The organism is Streptomyces sp. NPDC020192 (assembly GCF_044388685.1).
GTDB lineage: Bacteria > Actinomycetota > Actinomycetes > Streptomycetales > Streptomycetaceae > Streptomyces.
In genome coordinates, this window is record NZ_JBIRXG010000014.1 from 72,256 (window position 1) to 89,906 (window position 17,651).

14 protein-coding genes are annotated in these 17,651 nt (G+C 73.2%); 10 read left to right on the forward strand and 4 right to left on the reverse strand.

The genetic code is table 11. The annotated features are described in order from the left end of the window. The first annotated feature begins 2 nt into the window (after positions 1-2). Positions 3-1,427, forward strand: a complete 1,425-nt coding sequence (locus ACH47Z_RS26105) for an NAD(P)/FAD-dependent oxidoreductase (protein WP_399077943.1) — start codon at positions 3-5, stop codon at positions 1,425-1,427. Positions 1,428-1,442: 15 nt separating this feature from the next. Here ACH47Z_RS26105 and ACH47Z_RS26110 read toward each other — a convergent pair whose 3' ends face one another. Both ACH47Z_RS26110 and ACH47Z_RS26115 read right to left on the reverse strand, forming a co-directional pair. After that, complete coding sequence (locus ACH47Z_RS26110) at positions 1,443-2,207, reverse strand: crotonase/enoyl-CoA hydratase family protein (RefSeq protein WP_399077649.1); 765 nt, start codon at positions 2,205-2,207, stop codon at positions 1,443-1,445. A gap of 50 nt (positions 2,208-2,257) precedes the next feature. Then, positions 2,258-3,175 (reverse strand): YbhN family protein, encoded by a 918-nt coding sequence (locus ACH47Z_RS26115; RefSeq protein WP_399077946.1) that lies wholly within the window; start codon positions 3,173-3,175, stop codon positions 2,258-2,260. Between the two features lie 231 nt (positions 3,176-3,406). Between ACH47Z_RS26115 and ACH47Z_RS26120 the strand changes: the two genes are divergently transcribed. The 4 genes from ACH47Z_RS26120 (at position 3,407) to ACH47Z_RS26135 (ending at position 11,612) form a co-directional block, all read left to right on the forward strand. Then, on the forward strand, positions 3,407-5,278 hold the full coding sequence (locus ACH47Z_RS26120; protein ID WP_399077949.1) for an ABC transporter ATP-binding protein: 1,872 nt from the start codon (positions 3,407-3,409) through the stop codon (positions 5,276-5,278). A 181-nt stretch (positions 5,279-5,459) separates the two neighbouring features. Then, complete coding sequence (locus tag ACH47Z_RS26125; protein ID WP_399077651.1) at positions 5,460-6,818, forward strand: lectin; 1,359 nt, start codon at positions 5,460-5,462, stop codon at positions 6,816-6,818. A gap of 26 nt (positions 6,819-6,844) precedes the next feature. Next, positions 6,845-9,049, forward strand: coding sequence for an RICIN domain-containing protein (locus ACH47Z_RS26130; RefSeq protein WP_399077654.1), 2,205 nt, complete (start codon positions 6,845-6,847; stop codon positions 9,047-9,049). Positions 9,050-9,242: 193 nt separating this feature from the next. Beyond that, on the forward strand, positions 9,243-11,612 hold the full coding sequence (locus tag ACH47Z_RS26135; RefSeq protein WP_399077657.1) for a glycoside hydrolase family 65 protein: 2,370 nt from the start codon (positions 9,243-9,245) through the stop codon (positions 11,610-11,612). 155 nt (positions 11,613-11,767) lie between these two features. On the opposite strand, the gene ACH47Z_RS26140 is transcribed toward ACH47Z_RS26135, so the two are convergent. Next, positions 11,768-12,106, reverse strand: a complete 339-nt coding sequence (locus ACH47Z_RS26140) for a class I SAM-dependent methyltransferase (protein ID WP_399077659.1) — start codon at positions 12,104-12,106, stop codon at positions 11,768-11,770. A 43-nt stretch (positions 12,107-12,149) separates the two neighbouring features. Here ACH47Z_RS26140 and ACH47Z_RS26145 point away from each other — a divergent pair, with 43 nt between their 5' ends. The 5 genes from ACH47Z_RS26145 (at position 12,150) to ACH47Z_RS26165 (ending at position 16,664) form a co-directional block, all read left to right on the forward strand. Further along, on the forward strand, positions 12,150-12,956 hold the full coding sequence (locus tag ACH47Z_RS26145; RefSeq protein WP_399077661.1) for a LytR/AlgR family response regulator transcription factor: 807 nt from the start codon (positions 12,150-12,152) through the stop codon (positions 12,954-12,956). A gap of 110 nt (positions 12,957-13,066) precedes the next feature. Further along, a complete protein-coding gene (locus tag ACH47Z_RS26150) occupies positions 13,067-13,438 on the forward strand; it encodes a hypothetical protein (protein ID WP_399077664.1) in 372 nt (123 codons plus the stop codon). 1 nt (position 13,439) lies between these two features. Then, positions 13,440-15,164 (forward strand): cation acetate symporter, encoded by a 1,725-nt coding sequence (locus ACH47Z_RS26155; RefSeq protein ID WP_399077666.1) that lies wholly within the window; start codon positions 13,440-13,442, stop codon positions 15,162-15,164. An 84-nt stretch (positions 15,165-15,248) separates the two neighbouring features. After that, entirely contained in the window at positions 15,249-16,439 is a 1,191-nt protein-coding gene (locus ACH47Z_RS26160) for a sensor histidine kinase (protein ID WP_399077669.1), read from the forward strand. Positions 16,440-16,496: 57 nt separating this feature from the next. Next, entirely contained in the window at positions 16,497-16,664 is a 168-nt protein-coding gene (locus ACH47Z_RS26165) for a hypothetical protein (RefSeq protein WP_399077671.1), read from the forward strand. A 26-nt stretch (positions 16,665-16,690) separates the two neighbouring features. Here ACH47Z_RS26165 and ACH47Z_RS26170 read toward each other — a convergent pair whose 3' ends face one another. After that, the gene (locus tag ACH47Z_RS26170; RefSeq protein WP_399077673.1) at positions 16,691-17,641 is read right to left on the reverse strand and encodes a M56 family metallopeptidase; all 951 of its coding nucleotides are present in this window, start codon (positions 17,639-17,641) and stop codon (positions 16,691-16,693) included. Between the last annotated feature and the right edge of the window lie 10 nt (positions 17,642-17,651).

Genomic DNA, 17,651 nt, shown 5'->3' on the forward strand with positions numbered 1-17,651 from the left:
GCGTGCCCGCCCGCCGCGTCGACGTCGTGGTCGTCGGTGCGGGGCCCGCGGGTCTGGCCGCCGCCGCCCGACTGGCCGCCTCCGGAGCCGGTCGGGTCGAGGTGCTGGAGCGTGAGCAACAGGCCGGGGGAGCGCCCCGGCACTGTGCCCACGGCGGCTTCGGTACCCGCGCTCACCCGAGGACCGGCCCCGAGTACGCCCGCCTGCTGACGGAGGCCGCCGACCGGGCGGGCGCCGTGATCCGCACCGGGGTGACCGTCCTGGACTGGGGGGCGACGGGGGCGGCGGCAGGCGTGGCCGACCCGGACCCGGCGGTGGCAGGGGGGTCCGAGGCGGAGCCGGGCGTACTGGACCGGGGGGCGGGCGGGGCGTCCGCTCCGGCGGCGCCGTCCGGAGGCGGCCGGGGTGTGCCGACGAGAGTGGCCGACGTCGGTCCGGGGTCGGCGCCGGTGCTCAGCCTGGCAGGTACCGGCCCGGTGCTCCACGTCGTCGGCTCCCGTGGTCCCGAGGTCATCGCGGCGCGGGCCGTGGTCCTGGCCACCGGTGCCCGCGAACGCCCGCGTACGGCCCGGCTGGTGCCCGGTACGCGCCCCGCCGGGATCTACACCACCGGTGAACTCCAGCAGGCCGTCCACCTGTTCGGGCAGCACATCGGCACCCGCGCGGTCGTCGTCGGCGCGGAGAACGTCTCCTACGCGGCCGCCGGCACCGTGCGCGCGGCAGGGGCGGAGGTCGTGGCCCTGGTCACGGAACATCCTCGTGCTCAAGTTCCCCTGCGCCAGGCCCAGTCGGCCCGCCTGCGACACGGCATCCCGCTGCTCACGGACACCACCGTCGCCGAACTCCTCGGCCACGGACGGCTGTCCGGGGTCCGGATCCGCCACCGTGACGGCCGTACCGCCGTCCTGGACTGCGACACCGTCGTGTTCACCGGCGACTTCGTCCCCGACCACGAACTCGCCCGCCGTGGCGCCCTCACCCTGGACCCGGGCACCCGCGGCCCCGCCGTCGACGGCTCCCTGGCAACCTCGCGCCCCGGGGTCTTCGCCGCCGGGAACGTCCTGCACGCCGTCGAACCCGCCGGCACCGCGGCCCGCGAGGGCGCCCGCGCGGCCGGCGCCGTCCTCGACCTCCTGTCGGGCACCGCAGCATGGCCCGGCCCCGGACTCCCGCTCACCGTCGAGGCCCCGCTGCGCTGGATCGCCCCGAACCGCGTCAGCCCTGCCGCACGGCCCGAACGCTACGTCCTGCGCACCGCAGTCCCGCTGCGCCGACCCGTCCTGTACGTCCGCCAGGACGGCCGCCTCCTGCACCGCGAGCGGCCCGTCCCCGGCACCGCCCTGCCCAACCGCACCCTGACCCTCACCGCCCGCTGGCACGACCGCGTCGACCCCGAGGGCGGCGAGGTGCGGGTGAGCGCCCGCTGAGCACCGGGACGAACCTCAGATCCCGCCGAACGACCCGTGCCGCCCCGCCCCCGAGGCGAACCGGGCGGCGCCCTCCGTGCTCTGCGCCAGCACGCCCATGCCGTGGCGGAGTTCGGTGCGCAGTGCCGACTCCTCGTCCAGGCCCTCCTGGTCGAGGACCGACGCACGGTCGCTGCGCAGACAGGGCTGGGGGAAACGGGCGATCTCGGCCGCCAGTGCCTCGGCCTCGGCGCGGGACTGCCCGGAGGGTACGACGCGGTTGGCGAGGCCCATCTCGTACGCCTCCCGGGCCGGGACCGGACGGCCGGTCAGGATCATGTCCATCGCCCGGCTGGTGCCGATCAGCCGGGGCAGCCGGAGTGTGCCGCCGTCGATCAGGGGCACGCCCCAGCGGCGGCAGAACACGCCGAACACGGCGTCCTCCTCGGCGACCCGCAGATCGCACCACAGGGCGAGTTCCAGGCCGCCCGCGACCGCGTGCCCGGCCACCGCCGCGATCACCGGCTTGGACAGCCGCATCCGGGTCGGTCCCATGGGCCCGTCGCCGTCCTCGGCCACGCGGTTGCCGCGTTCCGTACCGATCGCCTTCAGATCCGCGCCCGCGCAGAACGTGCCGCCCTCGCCCCACAGCACCGCCACCCGGGCGCTGTCGTCGGCCTCGAAAGCCCGGAAAGCGGAGGCGAGTCCGGCCGCCGTGGGACCGTCGACCGCGTTACGGGCCGCGGGCCGGGACAGGACGACCGTGGTGACGTACTCCTTGCGCTCCACGCGGACCGGCACGGCGAACTCCCTTGTCTCGGCCTTGTCTCGGCTGGGAGGGCCACTCTGCCTCAGATGACCTTCAGCCGCACCAGCGCCCCCAGCGTCAGCGCCCCCGGCACCAGCGGCACCCACACGGTGATGATGCGGTAGGCGAGCACCACCGCTGTGGCCACCGCCACCGGCCCGCCCGCCGCGACCAGCGCCACGATCAGCGCGGCCTCGACCGAGCCGAGCCCGCCCGGTGTGGGCACCAGCGCCACCGCCACCGTCGCGGCCAGGTACGCCAGTGCCATGTGCGCCGGCGACACCGGCAGCCCCAGCGCCTGCCCCACCGCGACCAGACCGGCGGCCTGCAGCGCCGGGAAGGCCAGCGAGCCGCCCCACAGCGCGAGCGCCCGGGCCGGACGCGTGTGCACCGAGCGGGCCTCGCCCAGGGCGGTGCGCACGAAGCCGGACACGGCCGCGCGCAGCCGTCGTACGAAGGCCAGCGCGGCCACCGCCACCACCAGTACGGCGGCCGCGACCGCCAGTAGCGGGACGACGGCCCCGGCGGGGACCAGGGTGCCGAGCCGCAGCGCGTCGGGGAAGGCGAGCAGCAGCGCGGTCAGCAGGGTCAGCCGGCCGACCGACTCGGCGAGCAGATACAGCGCGAGCGCGGCGGAGGAACGGGCGAGCGGCACCCCGCACACGGTCATGAACCGCAGATTGACCGCGCCCGAGCCGAGCCCGGTGGGCAGCAGGTGGTTCGCCGAGCCGGCCGCGAACTGCGTCGCCAGCAGCCGCCACCGGGGCAGTGGCTGGATCACGGCGCCCTGCCGGGTGACGGCGGCGGCCACCCAGGTCAGACAGGTGGCGCCGCCCGCCGCCAGCAGCCAGGGCCAGGACGCGGTCCGCAGCTGGCCGATGCCCTCGGCGAGCACCGAGCGGTTCCGCACGGCGACGACCGCGACGAGCAGCAGCGGGAGCAGGCACAGGATCTGCCGCACGGGCAGCCGTCGGGCGAGCCTCGGCAGGCGGCCCGTGCGCGGGTCGGAGAGATGGGGCGCGGTCACACCCGGAGAGGTTTTCCGCACCGTCCCAACGGCGGGTGGCGGGAGTGGGGACGGCGGCTTACGGACTGGCGGCTTCACGACTGTGGTCATCGGGGCCTTCGGGGGTGAAAAGTGGCGGACATTGACCTCAACGAAGCTTGAGGTTCTACGTTCTTGTGCATGAGCATGGAAACCACCGCCTGGACGCAGTTGCACAGCGTGATGAACGCGCAGGCCGACCGCCGTCCCTTCGCGCGCGCCACGCTGCGCCGTATCGCCGCCTTCGCCCGCCCGCACCGCGCGGGCATCGTCCGGTTCGTACTGTTCGGGGTGGTGACCGCCCTGCTCGCCGTCGCGACCCCCGTGCTCGCCGGCCGCGTCGTCGACGCGATCGTGGCGGGGCACGACTCCGGCCGGGTCGTCCGGCTCTCCCTGCTCATCGCGCTCGTGGCGCTCGTGGAGGCGGGGCTCGGCATCCTCGGGCGGCGGCTGTCGTCGTCGCTCGGGGAGGGACTCATCCTCGACCTCAGAACGGCTGTGTTCGATCATGTGCAGCGCATGCCCGTCGCGTTCTTCACACGGACTCGTACGGGCGCGCTGGTCAGCCGTCTCAACAACGACGTCATCGGCGCCCAGCGCGCCTTCGCCAACACCCTCTCCGGTGTGGTGAGCAACCTGGTCACCCTGGTGCTCACGCTCGCGGTGATGCTGACCCTGTCCTGGCAGATCACCCTGCTCGCGCTGGTGCTGCTGCCGGTGTTCGTGCTCCCGGCCCGCCGCATGGGCAGCCGGATGGCCCGGATGCAGCGGGAGGCGGCGGCGCTGAACGCGGCCATGGGCACCCGGATGACCGAGCGCTTCTCCGCGCCCGGCGCGACCCTGGTCAAGCTGTTCGGCCGCCCCGAGGAGGAGTCGGCGGAGTTCGCGGCCCGCGCCGCCCGGGTCCGGGACATCGGGGTGCGGACGGCCACCGCCCAGTCGGTGTTCATCACCTCCCTCACCCTGGTCTCCGCCCTCGCGCTGGCCCTCGTCTACGGCCTCGGCGGCTGGTTCGCGCTGCACGGCACACTCCAGGCCGGCGCGGTCGTCTCCCTCTCCCTGCTGCTGACCCGGCTGTACGCCCCGCTCACCGCGCTCGCCGGTGCCCGGGTGGAGGTGATGAGCGCGCTCGTCAGCTTCGAGCGGGTCTTCGAGGTGCTGGACCTCAAGCCGCTCATCGAGGAGAAGCCGGACGCGGTCGAGGTCCCCGAGGGCCCGGTCGCCGTCGAGTTCGAGGACGTCCGCTTCGCCTACCCGGCCGCCGACCAGGTCTCCCTCGCCTCCCTGGAGGAGGTCGCCACTCTCGACACCCGTGGCGGCGCCGAGGTCCTGCACGGCATCTCCTTCCGCGCCGAACCCGGACAGACGGTCGCCCTCGTCGGCTCCTCCGGCGCCGGGAAGTCCACCATCGCCCAGCTGCTGCCGAGGCTGTACGACGTCGACGCGGGCGCGGTCCGCATCGGCGGGACCGACGTCCGTGACCTGACCGCCGCCTCCCTGCGGGCCACGCTCGGCATGGTCACCCAGGACGGCCACCTCTTCCACGACACCGTCCGCGCCAATCTGCTGCTGGCCCGCCCCGACGCCACGGACGAGGAGCTGTGGGACGCGCTGGGCCGGGCCCGCCTGGACGGGGTCGTACGGTCCCTGCCCGACGGTCTGGACACGGTCGTCGGCGAGCGCGGCTACCGGCTCTCCGGGGGCGAGCGGCAGCGCATGACCATCGCCCGGCTGCTGCTGGCCCGCCAGCGCGTGGTGATCCTGGACGAGGCCACCGCCCACCTGGACAACACCTCCGAGGCGGCCGTCCAGGAGGCGCTCACCGAGGCCCTGGCGGGCCGTACCGCCGTGGTCATCGCCCACCGGCTGTCCACGGTCCGGGCGGCCGACCAGATCCTGGTCGTGGAGTCCGGCCGGATCGTGGAACGGGGCACGCACGGGGAGCTGTTGGCGGCGGAGGGGCGGTACGCGGAGCTGCACCGTACGCAGTTCGCCCAGCGGGACTCCGCCGCGGCGTAGCGGTCGCGGGCGCGCTCCTTCGGGGCGCGCCCAGCGGGAGTGAAGTTATTGCGGCACCTCTTGACTCCACTGGTCCGTACCTTTAGTTTCACGCCTTAAACAAAGCCTGCGGACCATCCCAACGCTCGCTCCCCTCATAGGTGTTGGCCCGCGCCCCCCACACGAAAGGCCACCCCCGCACATGGCCAGACCCCTCCCCGCAGCGGTCGCCCTCGGTGTCGTCGCGCTCTCGGCCGGCCTGCTCACCGCGTCGCCCGCCCAGGCCGCCACCGGCGCCGTCACCGGACTCGCCGGCAAGTGTCTCGACGTCGCCGGGGCCAACTCCGCCGACGGCACGCCCGTCCAGCTCTACGACTGCAACGGCACGAACGCCCAGCAGTGGACCGTCGGCAGCGACGGCACGATACGCGCGCTCGGCAAGTGCCTCGACGTGACCGGCAATTCGACCGCGGACGGCGCCAAGGTGCAGCTGTGGTCCTGTACCGGCGGCGCGAACCAGAGGTGGACCGTCACCGCCGCCCACGACATCGTCAACCCGCAGGCGAACAAGTGCCTGGACGTCACCGACAACAACTCCGCCAACGGCACCCGGATCCAGATCTGGAGCTGCGGCGGCGGCGCCAACCAGAAGTGGACCGCGCCCGCGGCCGACGGCGGCACCACCCCGTCCGCGCCGATGGCCGTCGCGCCGTACCTCTACAACGGCTGGGGCAGCCCGCCCAGCCCCACCACCATCACCCAGGCCACCGGCGTGAAGTGGTTCACGCTCGCCTTCGTGCTCAGCAACGGCTACTGCAACCCGCAGTGGGACGGCAGCCGCCCGCTGACCGGCGGGGTGGACCAGCAGACGGTCAACACGGTGCGGGGATACGGCGGTGACGTGATCCCGTCCTTCGGCGGGTACAGCGGCAACAAGCTGGAGAGTTCCTGCTCCAGCGCGGGCGAGCTGGCGGCGGCGTACCAGAAGGTGATCAACGCCTACGGCTTGAAGGCGATCGACATCGACATCGAGGCCGACGCCTACAGCAACGCGACCGTGCAGCAGCGGACCGTGGACGCGCTGAAGACGGTGAAGGCGAACAACCCCGGCCTGAAGGTGTACATCACCATCGGCACCGGGCAGTCCGGCCCCGACACCAGTCTCATCAACCGGGCCGCCTCCTCCGGGCTGACGGTGGACGCCTGGGCCATCATGCCGTTCGACTTCGGCGGCGCCGGGCAGAACATGGGCAACCTGACCACGCAGGCCGCCGAGGGCCTCAAGAGCGCGCTGAAGAACGCGTACGGCTACAGCGACGACCAGGCCTACCGGGACATGGGCATCTCGTCCATGAACGGCGTCACCGACAACAACGAGACGGTCACGGTCAACGACTTCAGGACCATCCTCGCCTATGCCCAGCAGCACCACCTGGCCCGGCTCACCTTCTGGTCCGCCAACCGCGACCGTCCGTGCACCGGCGGCCCCGCCGACAGCTGCTCCGGTGTGAGCCAGTCCGACTGGGACTACACCCGCGTCTTCGCCGGCTACACCGGCTGACCCCCGGCCCCCGAAGGAGACCCCCCGTGCCTCCCCTTTCCCGCCGCCGCAGATCCGCGGTGGTCGCCCTCATCGGTGCGGCAGCCGCCGGTGTGCTCACCGCCGCGCCGACGCCCCTGCTCCCGGCGGCACCCGCACACGCGGCCACCGTCCTGCCCACCGGTTTCGCGACCGTCATCAACGCCGCGAGCGGCAAGTGCCTGGACGCCAAGGCCGCGGCCACCGCCAACGGCACCGTCGTACAGCAGTACGCGTGCAACGGCACCACGGCCCAGCAGTGGAGCTTCACCGACACCGGCAGCGGCTACGTCCGCATCGGCAACGCGAACGACACCAGCCGGGTCGTGGACGTCACCGACGTCTCCACGGCCGACAACGCGCCGATCCAGCTGTGGAGTTACGGCGGCGGCGCCAACCAGCAGTGGCAGGCCGTGGACGACGGCGGCGGCGCCTTCCACTTCGTCAACAGGAACAGCGGCAAGTGCCTGGACGATCCGGGCGCGTCGCTCGCCGACAGCACGCAGTTCCAGCAGTACGCGTGCAACGGCACCGCCGCCCAGCGCTTCCAGGTGGTCCCCGTGACCCAGTCCACGAGCGACCCCGACCTCGGTCCGAACGTCGTCGTCTTCGACCCGTCGATGCCGTCCGCCACCATCCAGAGCAAGCTGGACGCCCTCTTCAAGCAGCAGGAGACCAACCAGTTCGGCTCGCAGCGCTACGCCGTGCTGTTCAAGCCCGGCGCCTACAGCGCGGACGTCAACGTCGGCTTCTACACGCAGGTGCTGGGCCTCGGCCTGACCCCCGACGACGTGTCCATCAACGGCGCGGTGCACGCGGAGGCCGACTGGTTCCAGGGCAACGCCACGCAGAACTTCTGGCGCGGCGCCGAGAACCTGTCCGTCAACCCGGCTGGTGGCAACGACCGTTGGGCCGTCTCGCAGGCCGCGCCGTACCGCCGGATGCATCTGCGCGGCAACCTCGCCCTGGACGACGGCGGCTGGTCGTCCGGCGGCTATCTCGCCGACAGCAAGATCGACGGGCAGGTCAACTCCGGTACGCAGCAGCAGTGGATGACCCGCAACTCCCAGCTCGGCAGCTGGACCGGGTCCAACTGGAACATGGTGTTCACCGGCAGCCAGGGCGTGCCCTCCACCGGCTTCCCGAACCCGCCGTACACCACCGTCGCGCAGAGCCCGGTCGTCCGCGAGAAGCCGTTCCTGTACGTCGACGGCGCCGGGAACTACCAGGTGTTCGTGCCGTCCACCCGGTCCAACAGCACGGGCACCAGCTGGGGGAGCGGCAGCCCGGCCGGCAGCTCACTGCCGCTGAGCCAGTTCTACGTCGTCAAGCCCGGCGCGAGTGCCGCGCAGATCAACGCGGCCCTCGCCGCCGGACAGAACCTGCTGGTCACGCCCGGCGTCTACCACCTCGACCAGACGCTGAAGGTGACCCGGCCCGACACGGTCGTCCTCGGCCTCGGGCTCGCCACCTTCGTCCCCGACAACGGCATCACCGCGATGACCGTCGCCGACGTCGACGGCGTCCAGCTCGCGGGTCTGCTCTTCGACGCCGGCACCACCAGCTCGAAGACCCTGCTCGAGGTCGGGCCGGCCGGCTCCTCCGCCTCCCACGCGGCCGACCCGACCTCCCTGCACGACGTCTACGTCCGCATCGGCGGCGCGGGCGTCGGCAAGGCGGCCACGAGCCTCGTCGTCAACAGCGACAACGTCATCGGCGACCACATGTGGCTCTGGCGCGCCGACCACGGCAGCGGTGTCGGCTGGACCAGCAACACCGCCGACACCGGACTCGTGGTCAACGGCGCCGACGTGACGATGTACGGGCTGTTCGTCGAGCACTTCCAGAAGTACCAGGTGATCTGGAACGGCAACGGCGGCCGCACGTACTTCTTCCAGAACGAGATGCCGTACGACCCGCCGGACCAGGCCTCCTGGATGAACGGCTCCACCCGCGGCTACGCGGCCTACAAGGTCGCCGACTCCGTCACCAGCCATCAGGCGTACGGCCTCGGCAGCTACTGCTACTTCAATGTCAACCCGGGCGTGACGGCCGACCGCGCCTTCGAGGTGCCGAACAATCCGAACGTCCGCTTCACCAGCATGGTCACCGTCTCCCTCGGCGGCACCGGCACCATCAGCCATGTCATCAACAGCACGGGAGGACCCTCGAACGGGTCGTCGAACGTGGCGGACCTGGTCGCCTACCCCTGACAGAGTCCCCCGTACGGCCTAACCAGAGAACACCCCACCGGGCCCCGTCACTGCACAATCACCCCATGGAGCCGCATACCGGCAGGGCCCCACGGGGCCGGGGCCGGGCCGCCGTGCACCCGCCCGGGCAGGGCGGTACGGCGACCCGGCCCGTACGTCTGTTCGAACGCGGTCGGCTGTCCGAGGGGTGGCGGTGACGGGACCGGCCTGGGAGTACAGCGGCTACCGGCCCGAGGAGGAGCGGCTGCGGGAGTCCCTGTGCACACTGGGCAACGGCTACTTCGCCACCCGTGGCGCCCTGCCGGAGTGCGCCGCGGACGACGTCCACTACCCGGGCACCTACGCCGCCGGCTGCTACAACCGGCTCACCTCCGAGATCGGCGGACGGCGGGTCGAGAACGAGGACATGGTCAACCTGCCCAACTGGCTGCCGCTGCGCTTCCGCCTCACCGACGGGGACTGGCTCACCCCGGACACCGCCCCCGTCGCCGAGCACCACCAGATCCTCCATCTCGACCCCGGACTGCTGGAGCGCCGTACCGATTACGGCCTCCCCGGCGGCGGCACGCTCCATGTGCGCCAGCTGCGGCTGGTCCACATGGCCGACCCCCATCTCGCCGCCCTGCGCACCGAGTTCACCGTCGAGGGCCACGCCGTCGACCTGGAGGCCGAGGCCGCGCTCGACGGCAGCGTCACCAACTCCGGGGTCGTCCGCTACCGGGACCTGGAGGGCCAGCACCTCACGCGCTTCCACACCGGCAGCGCCGCACCCGGCACGGTGTGGCTGCGGTGCCGTACCCGCACCTCCGACATCCGCTTCGGGCTGGCCCACCGGCTGACCGCCGACGCCCAGGTCACCCATGCCAACGAAGCCCACCGCGCCGTACAGCGCGTGCGCCTGCGGCTGACACCCGGCCGTACCGTCACCGTCGACAAGACCGTCGCCCTGCACACCTCCCGAGACCCCGCCATCAGCGACCCGCTGGACGCGGCCGTCGACCGCGTCGACGACGCCCCCGGCTTCGACGAACTGCACGAGACGCACGCCGCGGCCTGGGAGCAGCTGTGGCGGCGTACGGCGCTGGAGGTCCCCGGCGAGGCGGGCAGCATCCTGCGCCTGCATCTGTTCCACGTGCTGCAGACCCTCTCCCCGCACACCGCCGACCTCGACGCCGGCGTCCCCGCGCGCGGACTGCACGGCGAGGCCTACCGCGGCCATGTCTTCTGGGACGAACTCTTCGTCCTGCCCTACCTCAACCTCCACCTGCCCGAGGTCTCCCGCGCCCTGCTCCACTACCGGCACCGCCGCCTGGACGCCGCCCGGCACGCGGCGCACGAACTCGGCCGGCGCGGCGCGCTCTACCCCTGGCAGAGCGGCAGCGACGGCCGCGAGGAGACCCAGCAGCTCCACCTCAACCCCCGCTCCGGCCGCTGGCTGCCCGACCACTCCCATCTCCAGCACCACGTCGGCTCGGCGGTTGCCTACAACGTCTGGCAGTACTGCGAGGCCACCGGCGACACCGACTTCCTGCACGGCGAGGGCGCCGAGATGCTGCTGCACATCGCCCGCTTCTGGGCGGAGTCGGCCGGCTACGACGCCGGCCTGCGCCGGCACCGCATCCGGGGTGTGGTCGGCCCCGACGAGTACCACGACGCCTACCCCGGCGCGGCCGCACCCGGTCTGGACGACAACGCCTACACCAATGTCACCGCCGCCTGGGTGCTCAGCCGCGCCCTGGACCTGCTGGACGCCCTGCCCGAGCCGCGCCGCCGCGAACTCGCCGACAGCATCGGCCTGGAGGAGGACGAGCCCGCCCGCTGGGAGGAGGTCTCCCGCACCTTGCACATCCCCTTCCACGACGGTGTGATCAGCCAGTTCGAGGGCTACGGCGAGCTCGCCGAGCTGGACTGGGAGGACTATCGCAGACGGTACGACGACATCCGGCGCCTGGACCGGATCCTGGAGGCGGAGGGCGACACCGTCAACCGCTACAAGGCCTCCAAACAGGCCGACGTCCTCATGCTCGGCTACCTCTTCTCGGGCCCCGAACTCCGCGCGCTCTTCGACCGGTTGGGCTACCACCTGGACGACCACATCTGGACCGCCACCGTCGACCACTACCTGCACCGCACCAGCCACGGCTCCACGCTCAGCGGCCTGGTGCACGGCTGGATCCTGGCCCGCGCCCGCCGCGCGGACGCCTGGGCCTTCGTCCAGGAGGCGCTGCGCGGCGACATCGCCGACCTGCAGGGCGGCACCACCGGCGAGGGCATCCACCTCGGCGCGATGGCCGGCACCCTCGACCTCGTCCAGCGCGGACTGACCGGCCTGGAGACCCGGGGCGGCGTCCTCAGCCTGGACCCGGTCCCGCTCCCCGAACTCTCCTCCTACGGCTTCCCGCTGCGCTACCACGGCCACTGGGGCGTCCATCTGCGCCTGCGCAGCGGCCTGCTGGAGATCGCCGTCCCGTCCTCCGACAGCCCACCCATCGGCATCCGCCTGCACGACCAGGTGATCCCGGTGATCCCCGGCGAGACGGCCCGCCTGGTGGTTCCGGAATGATGCGCGACGACACCCTACAGTTCGGCGGATTCCCAGCCGGTGCACAGCAGGGCGAGTTCCTCCTCGTCCAGTCGGCTGGGCCTTCGTCCGGGACCGCACCCGCGTCCTGTGCCGGCTGCGCGAACGGCTGCGTCCCGGCGGGGCGCTGTGCGTGATCACACCGCTGGCGGACGCCATACCGGACCAAGTCTGATGGTGATCAAGTCGTAAAACCGGTGGGGGAGTTGGGTGAGGTCGTCGCGCTCGATGTCCAGGCGGTGGTACGTCACCCCGGTGCCGCCGGCGCGCCCGGCCTCGGTGAGCGCGGCCTCGGACCAGTCGACGGCGTCCACCCGGTACCCGGAGTCGGCCAGATGGCGGGCGAGTTCGCCGAGTCCGCAGCCGAGGTCCAGGGCGAGTCCGTCGGCCGGTGCGGACCGGAAGGATCCTCGCCGGGCGACGGCCGCCGTACACCCCTGCCCGCGATCTCGACTCGGGCGGCCGGGGGGGACCACGATGCATCGGTAGGTGGTTGAACGAAGAAAGGAGTCGGCGGAGATGAGCGCGACCGACGCCCCCTTGCGGGTGCTGGCGGTGGACGACGAGGAACCGGCGCTCGGGGAGCTGCTGTATCTCCTGGGGCAGGACCCGCGGGTCGGCACTGTGCTGGCCGCGGCGACGGCCACCGAGGCGCTGCGCCGGCTCGGCCGGGCCGGGGCGGACGGACCGGACGGCGGCGAGGCCGTCGACGTCGTCTTCCTCGACATCAACATGCCGGGACTCGACGGCCTCGAACTGGCCCGTCTGCTGGGCGGGTTCGCCGCACCGCCGCTGATCGTCTTCGTCACCGCCCACGACGACTTCGCGGTGCGCGCCTTCGACCTCAAGGCCGCCGACTACCTGCTCAAGCCGCTGCGCAAGGAGCGCTTCGCCGAGGCCGTACGACGCGTCGCCGAACTGGTCCGCGCCGGGCAGGGCCCCCGCCCGGCCACCATCCCCACCGGCCCGGAATCCAGCCTCGCCGACCAGGTCCCCGTGGAACTGGGCGGGGTGACCCGGTTCGTGCCCATCGCCGACATCACCTATGTCGAGGCGCAGGGCGACTACGCGCGGCTGCACACCCGGCACGGCAGCCACCTGGTGCGCATCCCGCTGTCCACGCTGGAGGAACAGTGGCGCGAACGCGGCTTCGTCCGCATCCACCGCAGCCGGCTCGTCGCCCTCGGCCGCGTCGAGGAACTCCGGCTGGACGGCGGCAACGTGACCGTACGGATCGGCGACCGGATCCTCGCCGTGAGCCGTCGTAACGCGCGCGAACTGCGTGACCTTCTGGCCCGGCACGCGGCCGGAGCGGTCCGGAGGTGACGGACGTGTGGCGATTCTCGCCCGGTCTCGTCCGGCGGCTGTCGACCGGGTCGCCCGCTGCGTACACTCGCCGCACACCAGGTGATCACCGCGACGTCGGGGAGTGCGTCATGGGTGCGGAATCCGTCCCGCGCAGAGAGGTGGTCACCGGACGGCCGCGCCCCGGGAACGGTACGACCCTGCGCCTCGAGTCCCGCCCGGTCCCGCCGGAAAGCGACGTCGCCGTAAGCAGATTGATGCACCGTCAGCTACGCGCCGCCCTTACCGTGACCGGCCTCCTGGTGCTCCCGCTCGGCCTGCTCCCCCTCCTCCTGCGGCTGGCGCCGCTCACCGGCATGGCACCCCGCGTCCCCCTGGCGGTCTGGTTCGTGCTGGGCGTGGCACCGTACCCCGCGCTGCTGGCCATCGGCGCCTGGTACGTCCGCCGGGCCGAGCGCAACGAGACCGGACTCGCCGCCCGCGCTCCCGTGGAACGCCCCTGACGTGAACCAGACGTACGGCATGGCGGGCGTGACGGCCGTGGTCCTCGCCACGGTCCTCGTCGGCGCGCTCGGACTGCGCATCTCCCGCACCACCTCCGACTTCTACGTCGCCTCGCGCACCGTCGCGCCCCGGCTCAACGCCACCGCGGTCAGCGGCGAGTACCTGTCCGCCGCCTCCTTCCTCGGCGTCGCCGGACTCGTCCTCGCCCAGGGCGTCGACATGCTGTGGTTCCCCATCGGCTACACCGCCGGCTTCCTGGTGCTGCTGGCCTTCGTCGCCGCCCCGCTGCGCCGCTCCGGCGCCTACACCCTGCCCGACTTCGCCGAGGCCCGGCTGGAGTCCCGGGCGGTGCGCCGGGTCGCCGGGGCGCTGGTCGTCGGCATCGGCTGGCTCTATCTGCTGCCCCAGCTGCGCGGCGCCGGCCTCACCCTGCGGCTGCTCACCGGCGCGCCCGGGTGGCTCGGCGCGCTGGTCGTCTCCGTGGTGGTGACCGTGGCCGTGGCCGCCGGCGGGATGCGCAGCATCACCTTCGTCCAGGCCTTCCAGTACTGGCTGAAACTCACCGCCCTGCTGGTGCCCGTGGTGTTCCTGCTGCTCGCCTGGCACGCCGACCGGTCCCCGGCGCCCGTCTGGGACGACCGGCCCGTCTTCCACCGCACCACCGAGGTGCGCGTCGACCGGCCGCTCACCCTCACCGTGCGCGAGCCGGTCCGGGTGACGGCGTCCGGCCACGTCGACGGGCGTGCGGTGCACGGCGTTCCGCTGCGGCTGGACGAGGGCCGGCACGAACTGGGCGCGGACACGACGGTGCGCTTTCCGGCGGGCGCGGTCGTCCCCCTGCCGGACCGGACCCCCGACCGCGCCTCCTCCAGCTGGGGCACACCCCTGTCGGCCGCCCGCGAACAGCACGGCCTGTACGCCACCTACGGGCTGATCCTCGCCACTTTCCTCGGCACCATGGGCCTGCCGCACGTCGTCGTCCGCTTCTACACCAACCCCGACGGCCGCGCCGCCCGCCGCACCACGGTGAGCGTGCTGGGCCTGCTCGGCGCGTTCTACTTGCTGATGCCGCTGTACGGCATGCTGGGCCGCCTCTACGCCCCCGACCTGCTGCTGACCGGCGACACCGACGCGGCGGTCCTCGTCCTGCCGCAGCGGCTGATCGGCGGGGTCGCCGGGGACCTGCTGGGCGCGCTCGTCGCCGGCGGCGCCTGCGCGGCCTTCCTGTCCACCGCGTCCGGACTGACCATGTCCGTAGCGGGCGTACTGGCCCAGGACGTCCTGCCCACCCTCGGGGTACGCCACTTCCGGCTCGCCACGCTGCCGGCGATCGCGGTGCCGACGGCCGCGGCGGCGCTGGTCGGCGAGCTGCCCGTGGCCGACGCGGTGGGACTGGCCTTCGCCGTCTCGGCGTCTTCCTTCTGTCCGCTGCTGGTCCTGGGCATCTGGTGGCGCGGCCTGACCCCGCCGGGCGCGATCGCCGGGCTCCTCCTCGGCGGCGGCTCGGCACTGACCGCGGTGACCGCCACCATCGCCGGCGGCGCCGACTCCGGCTGGCCGCACACCCTCCTGGCCTGGCCCGCGGTGTGGTCCGTCCCGGTCGGCTTCACCGCGATGATCCTCACCTCACTGGCCACCCGCCACCGCATCCCACCCACCACGGCCGCCACCATGGCCCGCCTCCACCTCCCAGAACCGCCCCACCCGGGCCCGGCCACCACCTGACCGAGGAGCAGCCGTGCACGCAATCGCCGAAGCCGACCGAACCGTGGGGGCGGGGGCCGGTCATCGAGCCTCCCAGGCCCGCCCATGACTGTCCTCGGTACCGCGGCCCTCGTTCTCGTCGGGCTGGCCGTGTTCGTGTTCGGGGCCGCTCTCGGACATGGTGCGGCGCGGCGACAGCAGGAGCATGTGGACGGAACCGATGAGGCACGGATCCTTGTGCAGGCCCTGCACTCCGCCGGGCTCGCCGCTGCACCGCTGCGGGGCGGGCTCAGTGCGGACACGGCGCGCAGGGCGGCGCGGCGGCTGCGGGCCCTGCTCGGCACGCCCGCCGTCGCCCTCGGCGACGGCACCTCCGTCCTCGCCTGGGACGGTGCCGGCGACCACCATCGCGAGCAACTCGTGGCCCTGCTCGCCGATCCGCCCCGCGGCCGGACCTTCTCGCTGTCCTGTGAGGACGACGGCTGCCCTGTCGGATGGGGTGCCCTGGCGCCGCTCACGGCCGACGGCCGGCCCGTCGGTGCCCTCGTCGTGTTCGCCGGCACCGAGTCCAGCGCCTACGTCCGGGCCGCCGAGGCCGCGGCCGGCAGGTTCTCGCTCGAGCTCGAACTCGCCGGCCTGGACCGGGCCCGGGCCGGCGCCCACGAGGCCGAGATGCGTGCCCTGCGCGCCCAGATCTCCCCGCACTTCATCTACAACTCCCTCGCGAGCATCGCCTCCTTCGTCCGCACCGACCCCGAGCGCGCCCGTGAACTCCTCCAGGAGTTCGCCGACTTCACCCGCTACTCCTTCCGCCGCGACGGCGACTTCACCACCCTCGCCGAGGAGTTGCGCTCCATCGAGCAGTACCTGGAACTCGCCCGCGCCCGCTTCGGCCGCCGTCTGAAGGTCACCCTGCGCATCGCCCCGGAGGTGCTCCCGGTGACCCTGCCGTTCCTCTGTCTGCAACCCCTCGTCGAGAACGCCCTCAAACACGGCCTGGAGGAGTCCGTGGAGCGCAGCGTCGTCACGATCACCGCCGAGGACGAGGGCACCCAGGCCCGCGTCGTCATCGAGGACAACGGCATCGGCATGGAACCCGAACGCCTGCGCGCGATCCTGCGTGGCACGGCCGGACCGTCCACCGGCATCGGCCTGAGCAACGTGGACCGCCGGCTGCGCCAGGTCTACGGCGACGACCACGGCCTCGTCATCGAGACCGGCGTCGGAGCGGGTACGAAGATCACGCTCCGGGTCCCGAAGTTCCGCCCCGGTGTCCAGGCCCCGCCACCACGCTGACCCCCGCCGTCGGCCCACCGCGCGGAGTTACGCTCCGAACATGGAACTGACAGTGAGGTGGCCGACCCGGAGGAGGCCGAGCGGCTGGGCATGCACGGCTCGCCGACGCTGCTGGTCGGCGGGACCGATCCGTTCGCCCGCCCGGGGCAGGAACCGAGCCTGTCCTGCCGAGTCGGCGGCCTGCCGTCGGTGGAGCGGCTGCGGGAGGTCATCGCCTCGGCCTGACCCGGGGGCCGGGCCGGGCCGGGGTGTCACCGGGCGCCGACGGCCTCGAGCAGCCGGTGGAGGTCGTGGGCGGCCTCGGCGGTGGCCAGCGTGGCCGCGATGACGACGGCCGCGGTGGCCGCGGTGAGGGCCGGGTGGCGCCTCAGCGGCGGGGCGAGGAGCGCGGCGACCCGGCGGGGGACCGGACCGGCCGAGGCGAGCGGACCGCGGCGGCCGTGACGGCCGAGGATGCCGAGGACGGCACCGGCGGCGCGGGCGAGCGCCGGGGCGCGGTGGGCGGCGAGCGCGGCCTTGCCGACGGCGCGGGCGACCCGCCGGCGGTCACCGGTCGAGGCGGCCGCGCTCTCGTCGGCCCAGCGCTCGATGGTGTAGGTGACGGCTGTCGCGAGGGGGCGCAGCAGGGGGTTGGCGGCGGCGCCGAGCTGGGCGAACGCGACGAAGGCGTAGTGGTGGGCTGCCAGATGGGCGCGCTCGTGGGCGAGCAGGATGTCGTGCTCGGTCTCGTCCAGGGTGTGCAGCATGCCGGTGGAGACGACGACACGGCCCGGCAGTCCGGGGATGGCATAGGCGTCGGCGGCGTCGTCCTCCAGGACGACCAGGCCGTCGCGCGCGGGCATGCAGGCCGCGTCCAGCGTCGCCGCGGCCAGCGTGCGGGTACGGCGCCAGAGCATGCGGGCGGCCGCGAACAGCGCCCCGCCGAGCAGCACTCCCGCGACGACGGCGACGGAGAGCGCGGTGGGATCCTGGTGCCGGGCGCTGCCGGCCGACCAGTGGCCGTGGGCGGCCAGTTGCGGGATCCGGATCAGGCCGGTGACGGCCAGCAGGCCCAGCGCGACGGTGCTCGCCACGCCCAGGACCAGGGAGGTCAGGGTGAGCAGCCAGGTGGCCAGGCGGGGTTCGCACCGCTCCGACAGCGGCCGCGCGCCGAGCGGCGCGAGCAGCGACAGCAACAGCGGCACATAGACGGCGAGACGCATCCGGCCCTTC

Bases quoted from the DNA above. Each gene is read 5' to 3' on its own strand.
- ACH47Z_RS26120 (WP_399077949.1), top strand. From the start codon at position 3,407: ATGGAAACCACCGCCTGGACGCAGTTGCACAGCGTGATGAACGCGCAG.
- ACH47Z_RS26125 (WP_399077651.1), top strand. From the start codon at position 5,460: ATGGCCAGACCCCTCCCCGCAGCGGTCGCCCTCGGTGTCGTCGCGCTC.
- ACH47Z_RS26145 (WP_399077661.1), top strand. From the start codon at position 12,150: ATGAGCGCGACCGACGCCCCCTTGCGGGTGCTGGCGGTGGACGACGAG.
- ACH47Z_RS26150 (WP_399077664.1), top strand. From the start codon at position 13,067: ATGGGTGCGGAATCCGTCCCGCGCAGAGAGGTGGTCACCGGACGGCCG.
- ACH47Z_RS26160 (WP_399077669.1), top strand. From the start codon at position 15,249: ATGACTGTCCTCGGTACCGCGGCCCTCGTTCTCGTCGGGCTGGCCGTG.
- ACH47Z_RS26170 (WP_399077673.1), bottom strand. From the start codon at position 17,641: ATGCGTCTCGCCGTCTATGTGCCGCTGTTGCTGTCGCTGCTCGCGCCG.